8 protein-coding genes are annotated in these 7,642 nt (G+C 36.3%); 6 read left to right on the forward strand and 2 right to left on the reverse strand.

The window, feature by feature from the left end; translation table 11 throughout:
• Positions 1-220: 220 nt before the first annotated feature.
• On the reverse strand, positions 221-799 hold the full coding sequence (locus tag DB41_RS09700) for a ferritin-like domain-containing protein (protein ID WP_039386736.1): 579 nt from the start codon (positions 797-799) through the stop codon (positions 221-223).
• Between the two features lie 702 nt (positions 800-1,501).
• Here DB41_RS09700 and DB41_RS09705 point away from each other — a divergent pair.
• The 6 genes from DB41_RS09705 (at position 1,502) to DB41_RS09730 (ending at position 6,879) form a co-directional block, all read left to right on the forward strand.
• A complete protein-coding gene (locus DB41_RS09705) occupies positions 1,502-1,933 on the forward strand; it encodes a DUF2267 domain-containing protein (RefSeq protein WP_039386739.1) in 432 nt (143 codons plus the stop codon).
• 612 nt (positions 1,934-2,545) lie between these two features.
• Positions 2,546-3,082 carry a hypothetical protein gene (locus tag DB41_RS10980; protein WP_052244108.1) on the forward strand — a complete coding sequence of 179 codons (537 nt, stop codon included), beginning with the start codon at positions 2,546-2,548 and terminating at the stop codon, positions 3,080-3,082.
• Positions 3,083-3,278: 196 nt separating this feature from the next.
• Positions 3,279-3,788 (forward strand): hypothetical protein, encoded by a 510-nt coding sequence (locus tag DB41_RS09715; RefSeq protein ID WP_052244109.1) that lies wholly within the window; start codon positions 3,279-3,281, stop codon positions 3,786-3,788.
• 91 nt (positions 3,789-3,879) lie between these two features.
• Positions 3,880-4,758 (forward strand): DUF692 domain-containing protein, encoded by an 879-nt coding sequence (locus tag DB41_RS09720; protein ID WP_039386749.1) that lies wholly within the window; start codon positions 3,880-3,882, stop codon positions 4,756-4,758.
• Positions 4,755-5,654: a putative DNA-binding domain-containing protein gene (locus DB41_RS09725; protein WP_052244110.1), complete on the forward strand. Its 900-nt coding sequence runs from the start codon at positions 4,755-4,757 to the stop codon at positions 5,652-5,654. The genes DB41_RS09720 and DB41_RS09725 overlap by 4 nt, the downstream gene beginning before the upstream one ends.
• Positions 5,638-6,879 (forward strand): RsmB/NOP family class I SAM-dependent RNA methyltransferase, encoded by a 1,242-nt coding sequence (locus DB41_RS09730; RefSeq protein ID WP_039386742.1) that lies wholly within the window; start codon positions 5,638-5,640, stop codon positions 6,877-6,879. The genes DB41_RS09725 and DB41_RS09730 overlap by 17 nt, the downstream gene beginning before the upstream one ends.
• Before the next feature lie 213 nt (positions 6,880-7,092).
• Here DB41_RS09730 and DB41_RS11980 read toward each other — a convergent pair.
• On the reverse strand, positions 7,093-7,642 hold a 550-nt coding region (locus tag DB41_RS11980), incomplete at its 5' end, for a hypothetical protein (protein WP_039386744.1).

The following is a 7,642-nucleotide window of genomic DNA, read 5'->3' on the forward strand; positions in this document are numbered from 1 at the left end:
AAATGGTATTATCTGCCACTTCTAAATTTTTTCTAATAAGCTATAATGAAAATTGCATTATAAGTATCCTCTGTATTGCTCCAGCTAAAGAAATTGAATTTTTAAGCTTCTTTGCATAGGGAGGACTTGCATCCCACATTTAAACTACCAGCTTTTTAAATGTGTATGCGTCTTCTCCGCCAGTTATACCCCAATATTCCTAGGTTAGAAAAAACGATGATTAACTAGGGGGAAAGAGTGGCAGCTTAATATCACGCCGGGCTATTTCCAAAAGTTTTTCTCCCATACGTTTTTCCTCTTCCAAAGAAAGCTTCATTAAATTGACTATTTCTTTCTGTTTATAATGTTCACACAAGAAACAGATAAGATCATAGCAGGCTATCTCATAATGCTCGACTTTATGAGCAGCACTTATCAAGGCAATATCATTAGAATCTGTATCTGCAAAATGCCTTATTAACTCTTTCCCTTCGTTAAGAATGCCATCCATACCTTTACTACGGTCGGTAAAATTAAGATCTAATAATGTTTTCATAAGTTCTCTTCCTTTATCAGCAAAATTAGAAATTCCTTGGATTTTGCTAGAGGTGGGATCAATATTTAGCATCCCAAAACTCTGTTGCAATCGTCTTATCTGGTTTTCTGTTTCTAAAATATGAGAGGAAAAAGCATCTTTTAATGCTTGGTTAGAAGATTGGCTAGCTAATGTCTTTAAATTATCATGGGTTTCTCTTTCAGCAGTATAAAGATGTCTAAGGCCTGTTTCTAAGAACAGATCTAAAGCTGAATTTTTTTCCATATAAGCCTCCTTAAAGCTTATTAACTTTTAAAGAAAAATATAATAATACTTACAATTGTGCTAAAGAATTTCTTAAAGGTAGCTGCAAGCTAAATCAAATCATTTTGCTCATTCCAGGTGGTATATTCTTTTTTTTTAAGGGTGCACTATTTTTTCTCACTTTTATTAGGAGCGCATAGGCTCACCATAACCATTATTACAGTAGTAAATTTAGAAGTCTTTAAAAAAATATAGATAGAGCATTTTCTTTAAGGCCTGTGTAGAAGGTCTTTGGTTACCCTACGTGTTAAATATTTTCCAAATGATAAAATCGATCTTAAAAAGGAAATTGTTCTCTAGAGGAAGTGCATGCTGAGAATAATTTTTTTCCCTTTTCCATCTATCCAGAGCAAAAAGTTTCCGAAAAGCTTTTGTTTTGGATAGAGAGGAAGCCGATCAAATTTTATTATTATTACTTACAAGCCATCAACCGATAGGATCAAAATTTTTCTATCTTTTCAAAAAGAGCCTGGAAAGATAAACCTGGAAAAGCCAAGCCTAAAGTTTTTCTAAGCTAATTTATCCTAGCAAAAGTATCTGATGAAAAGATTAGGATTTTAAAAAATTTATAATTGTAGAACTTTTTAATCTTATTTTAACTTGAAAATATAGTTTTCTAGTCTTACGCTATTCTTAAGGTACCTTTAACATAAGGAGGCGGATATGTCAGTAGATGTATTTGAGACAACTTTACAAAAAACTCATGAGTGGCTCAAAGATCTTATGGGATTACTGGGATGGACTGATGAAAAAAAAGCTTATTTGGCTTTAAAAGGAACATTGCAAGCTTTACGTGATCGTTTATCCGTAGAGGTGTCTGCGAAATTAAGTGCTCAATTGCCTATGTTAGTGAGAGGGTTTTATTACGAGGGTTGGAAGCCTTCTATAATGCCCGTTAAGGTTAAAACTACGGAAGAATTTTTAGATTTTGTGGCTTTTCACTTTAATAGCCTAGCGTTGGTACAATATTCGGATGTAGAAAAAATAGTGCGTGCAGTATTCCAAGTAGTTACCCAGCATGTTTCTAAAGGAGAAATTGAACATATCAGGCAAGTTTTGCCTCTTCCTATCGCTGAACTTTGGCCTTCTTCTTAAAGTTAGGAAGACTTTTTACCTTTCTGCTGAAGATGGTGCAAACAAGAACTTACTGCGCTTTTGCCTTGAGCCCCTTAAAAGGGCTTAAGGCAAAAGCTTTGCTATAAATGCTTAAATATACCTCTTAAAAGTCTTTATTAGCTATTGCATGGATCTATAATCTCCTCCAGTTTTTCATTATTTAAATTTTTCTTCTCTATTCTTAAAAAGCTTATCTTATCGACTGATGTAAAGTGTAGGACGAAGCCAAGCATTCAACTTATTTTTTTTCTCTTAAGACTATAAATTTTAACTAGAAGGTGGCTTATAAAGAACTTGTCTTTGCAAGTTTCTTGAGGACATTATGTACAATCATTCCCCTATTCTAAACAACCTAAAGTCTTTCTATTAAAAAGTTTACTTTTGTCTTTTGCTTGCTAGCAGTCTCATCTAAAGGTCTCTTAAGAGCGAATGGCCACCTTTGCCTAGTGTAAAATGCGAGCCTACGGAAAATTTTTCTCTGAAGAACAAAAAAGATAATAAAAAAACTTGCATTTGAGAGAAATGAATGTTAAATGAATATTTTATCTGTAAAAGCTGAAGAAAACCCATAAATTTTTTAGGAGTGTTAAAATGAATAAGAAAGATCTCAAAAAACTTGCTTTGCTAGGTATTACAGGTGGCGTAATGATGGCTTCTCAAGGTTCTGTTTATGCTGATACTAGCAATCATTTAGCGACCCCTGGAGTACTCATGGCTAGCGGTTGTGGAGCTGGCACATGCGGAAATCAAGGCAAACCCTCTTCTGGTTTAAATCGTGAATCTCGCATCATCGCTGAGGCTGATGAAAGCCTTAAAAGTAGCTCTTCTACTCAATTGATGACGGAAGATCAATTGAAAAGCCAATTGAATGAACAAGGTAAAGAAAATTATAATAGTTTAAATGCAGAAGGAAAAGCATTAGCACAGAAGTTAGCTAGCAGGACATGCAAAGGAAATAATGATTGCAAAGGCTTAAACTCTTGCAAAACAGAGGAACATAGTTGCGCAGGCAAAGGTTCTTGTGCTGGATCAAGCGCTTGCAACTTCAAAGATAAAAATCTTGCTATCAAAGTTGCTGCACAAAAACAAGCCGAAAAGCGTGCGCAAACCAATCAAGGCTCTAATTAAAATTTGACTCCTAGTGTGTGCATATCTTTAAGTTTTAAATGCTTGGATGTGTGCACACTTTTAGCAGCTTCTATCGCTAATTAAATAGAGTTTAAATTGATAGGCTATTTTATAGGCACTTAACCTTTAGGGTTAGGTTAACTTTTTTTATTCAGGATTAAGCTTAAAAAACTTATGATTCTAACGAAGGAGAGAAATGAAGAAAAGAGATCTTAAAAAATTAGCTTTACTTGGTGTGGCAGGCGGTATGATGCTTTCACAATCTGTTCATGCGCAGCAGACTTCTTCCCACGCTTATCTTACCTTGTTAGCTGCTGCCTCTACTCCTGAAAAAAGCACTCCTACTTCGGCCCCTTCTACGGCTATTACGCAAGCTGAAGTCGACCCTAATGCTGGTAATTTAGGCTATCATTTGATGGATGAGGAGGAGTTGCTTCTTGAGCTTAATGAGGAGGGCCAGCAAAATTACAAAGCTTTAGATGTAGCTAATCAAAAATTAGCACGGGAAGTGGCCAGCGCACGTTGTGGAAATACCAATCAATGTAAAGGGCTAAATGCTTGTAAAACTGACAAGCATGAGTGTGCCGGACAAGGCTCTTGCAAGGGGCAAGGTAAATGTGCGATTGCAGACAAAAATCTTGCTGTTAAGCTGGTTTATGATAAAATGACGAAAAAAGGGCACTTGCTAACGGAAATTAAACTTTAAATGCCAGGCCTATATTCTTGAAGTTCTAGAAATTTTTCTTCATCAAACGTGTGGTAGGAACAAAAAAAATTTAAGTATTGCCAGGATGGCTATGAAAAATGCAAACATTCCTAACTTAGGAATTGGAATAGGTTTAAGGCATGTACACTACGAAGATATTTTTCGCTTACAACCTGAGATTGACTGGTTTGAGATTATTAGTGAAAATTTCATGGTGGAAGGTGGCAAGCCTCTTGAAAATCTTGAGAAAATTTTAGCTAAATATCAGGTCGTGCAACATGGAGTAGCTCTAGGAATTGGAAGTGCTGATCCTTTAGACTACAATTATCTAAAAAAGCTTAAAGCCTTAACACGTTTAACGAAGACACCCTGGTTATCAGATCACTTATGCTGGGGGCATCTGCCCGGTGCTCACTATCATGATTTGCTTCCTTTGCCTTATACCCAAGAAGTCATCAACTATGTAGCCGAAAGAGCACGTATCGTACAGGATTATCTAGAAATTCCTTTTGCCCTTGAAAACCTTTCTTCCTATGTAGCTTTTCAAGAGGATGAGATGCCCGAATGGGAATTTTATACGGCTGTTGTAGAGAAAGCTAACATTTTTATGATGTTGGATGTCAACAACATTTATGTCTCTAGCCGCAACCATGGCTTTGATGCCCAAAAATATATCCAAAACCTTCCTTATGATCGGGTGCTACAAATCCACTTAGCGGGCCATAGCGATCATGGCGATTATGTACTAGATACCCATGATAATTATGTAAGGGATGAAGTGTGGGATTTATATGCCGATATTTATCCCCGCACAGGAGGAGTTTCCACTTTACTTGAATGGGATGATAATTTTCTTAGTTTTCAAGAAACTTGGGATGAGGCTCTAAAAGCAAAAAAGTTTCAGAAATATTTACATGACAAGGCTAGCCTTGAAAGACCGATGCGTCAATTGCAAGGGGTAGAAGTATGAAGGCTATGGAATTAGCGTTTGATAAGCAAGTACCCGCTAACCTTAGAAAGCTGCAAGAGTGGTTTGCAAGTATACTGGTAAGGCCTGTCGATCAAGATAGCCGTATGAATCCTATCTCTCCTTCACAAGAAAGCATGGAAGAAGAAGCATTTGACTACATCGTTCCTAGCCCTACTTTAAGGCCCGCTCAACGTATAGAGCTTTATAATCAGCAATATTGGTGGAGGCTTTTAAGCATTTTGCATGATGCCACACCCCTCGTTGTGCGCCTGTTTGGGCATCATGACTTTAATGAAAAAATTGGTAAGCCTTACCTTACTCATTATCCTCCTGATACCTGGTCGTTAAACTTTCTTAGTGACCGGCTTCCTCAATGGATAGATGAGAGCTATCAGGAAAAGGATAAGCAATTAGTATTAGATGCGGCAAGAATTGACGCCGCCTTAAATTATTCTTTTTTTGCTGCCCATTATTCACCTGTGAATGCCCCTACAATAGCGGTAGGGATGGATAAAACTCTTAAACGTCGCATGCGTTTACAGCCTCACGTTTCCTTATTTAATTTACGTTATGATATGTTTACTTTCCGTCAGGAAATGATAAAACAAGAGGTAGAATACTGGGAAAATCACGATTTTCCTAGCCTGGTTCAAGATCGTCCCTATTATTTTGTAGTATACCGTAATGGTGAAAATAATTTACAGTGGGATGAAATTGACTTTTCTGCTTTTCGTTTCCTAAATCTTTTTTCAACAGGAACAAGTCTTGAAGAAGCCTGCGAATGGCTTGAGCAACAAGATGAGCAGCTTTATGCTGAGGCAGCAAGCAAGCTACATCTTTGGCTTCAAGAATGGGTGTTCCAGCAATGGCTATATTTTGATGATAAACAGTCGTGAAGCAGCATTTTTCGCCCTTCTGCATTCATTAAAAGGGGAAAGCTTTATTTCCGAATATTTAGGAGAGTGGTTTAAAAAAGAGCAGCCTTCTTCTCAAGATTATCAATTAGCCCATCAAATAGCTTACGGTTCTGCTCAGATGGCCCTAGCCTTAGATTATTTGGCTTTGCAGCTCTCTGAAAAGAAAAAGATGCGTTTAAAGTTAAAAGAAAAAGCTTTACTACGTACAGCTTTATATCAATTTTACTTCTTAGACAAGCTTCCTCACTACGCGATTGTGGATGAGTCAATCAAGATTGCAAAGAAACATTTCCATTCTTACTTTGTTGCTTACTTAAATGCTATATTAAGGAAGTTTTCTCTTCTTTCTTTAACTCTACCCCAAGGAATGGATCTACCCTCTCTTAGTATCCGCTATTCCTTTCCTCTTTATTTTATTAAAAATCTTAGCAAGCACTACGGCTTACAGGCGACAATAAAGATTTTAGAAGCTAGCAATAAGCCTGCCTTAACCATGGCTCGGCTAAGAAATATAGTAGAAATCCCGGCAGAGTGGAACACAGTTATAGAAGAACCAGTCAAGGTCATTACTGTCCTTGCTTCTGAGGTTAAAAAGGTGGCTTCCTCTGCAGATTATTATATTCAAAATGTTACCCCAGCAAGCTTAATAGGAAGCCTTTCTCAAGGGATAAATAAAGCCCCTACCAGCATATTGGATATATGCGCTTCTCCTGGTGGTAAAACATTGGCCCTTCATGACTTTTTCCCTCAAGCAGCCTTATATGCCAATGATGTCTCCTTGCACAAAATACAAAAACTAAAAGACAACTTTGCAAAATATGGTGTGCAAGCTCAAGTAAGCTGCAGTGAAGGCGAGAAGTTAGAACTTGATAAAAAATTTGATCTTATCGTCTTAGATGTGCCTTGCAGTAACAGTGGAGTTTTGAGTAAACGTCCTGAAGCTCGCTGGAGATTAAACGAAGATCAAGCAAAGCAGCTTAAAATCATTCAATTTAATTTGTTAAAACATGCTGTTCATCTGTTGGAAAATGAAGGCGAAATTTGGTACATGACCTGCAGCATTCTCCCGGAAGAAAATGAAGAGATAGTAGCGATAGCGTGCCAAGAATTGGATTTAATAAAAAAGAACCTCATTTCCATCTTGCCTAACGCAGAAGGGTGGGATGGAGGCTTTGCCTGCTGTTTAGTTAAGAAATTAAGATAAAAAACAGAGAAATTACAGGCTCTTTGAGTTACTTCTTACGCAGTCGCCTGATTTATAAATAAATTTCCTTAAGTAGAGAGCCAGCTTTTAGAGGATTGGGTGTGTAGGCTCACTTTTTTTAAGCATATAATAATCCGCATACCCTTCCTTTTATTCACCTAAATCTTCATCCTATTTCCATGGTTTATTGGATGGAATTTGCGTTCCCCAAACTTAGGCTGTAATATTTATAATGGTACGAATATGTTGACATAGCAAAGGAATTTCTGAAAAATTTTGATTTTTTATTTTATCTTTTAAAGTAGAGATTTTATCAGCTAATTCGGTAAGCCTTTTATTTTCAGCAGATCGAAGGGCAGGAGAGGAATTTATCTCTAATAAGGGTTGATAGACCTCCTCTAATTTTTTCATATATCCATCTAAATCCTCTAAGTCTAAGGGGATAAACTCTTCTAATTCATATTTTGCTAGTTCTTCCCAAGAAAATAAAAGGTCTTGTAAATGTTCACTAGCTTCTTGTAAAGATATATTTTTGGTCTGATTATAAGCTAATAGCCAAGGATCTTGTACATCCATCAATAAATTGTTACTTAAGAAAGTTAAAAATTGTTGCTTGTTTTTTAGATAATTTTCTATATCTTTAATAATTAATTTATATTTTTTATTGTTAGTAGGATAAGTTTTTTTGATTAATTGATAATGTAGTTTTTCTAAGTTAGAAATTATACTAGTTTTAAAAGCACGAGGTACATAATATTTTATA

It is taken from the genome of Neochlamydia sp. TUME1 (assembly GCF_000813645.1).
GTDB lineage: Bacteria > Chlamydiota > Chlamydiia > Chlamydiales > Parachlamydiaceae > Neochlamydia.

Coding starts and splice junctions, on each gene's coding strand:
- DB41_RS09730 (WP_039386742.1), top strand. CDS start 5,638: ATGATAAACAGTCGTGAAGCAGCATTTTTCGCCCTTCTGCATTCATTA.
- DB41_RS09725 (WP_052244110.1), top strand. CDS start 4,755: ATGAAGGCTATGGAATTAGCGTTTGATAAGCAAGTACCCGCTAACCTT.
- DB41_RS09720 (WP_039386749.1), top strand. CDS start 3,880: ATGAAAAATGCAAACATTCCTAACTTAGGAATTGGAATAGGTTTAAGG.
- DB41_RS09715 (WP_052244109.1), top strand. CDS start 3,279: ATGAAGAAAAGAGATCTTAAAAAATTAGCTTTACTTGGTGTGGCAGGC.
- DB41_RS09705 (WP_039386739.1), top strand. CDS start 1,502: ATGTCAGTAGATGTATTTGAGACAACTTTACAAAAAACTCATGAGTGG.
- DB41_RS09700 (WP_039386736.1), bottom strand. CDS start 799: ATGGAAAAAAATTCAGCTTTAGATCTGTTCTTAGAAACAGGCCTTAGA.
- DB41_RS10980 (WP_052244108.1), top strand. CDS start 2,546: ATGAATAAGAAAGATCTCAAAAAACTTGCTTTGCTAGGTATTACAGGT.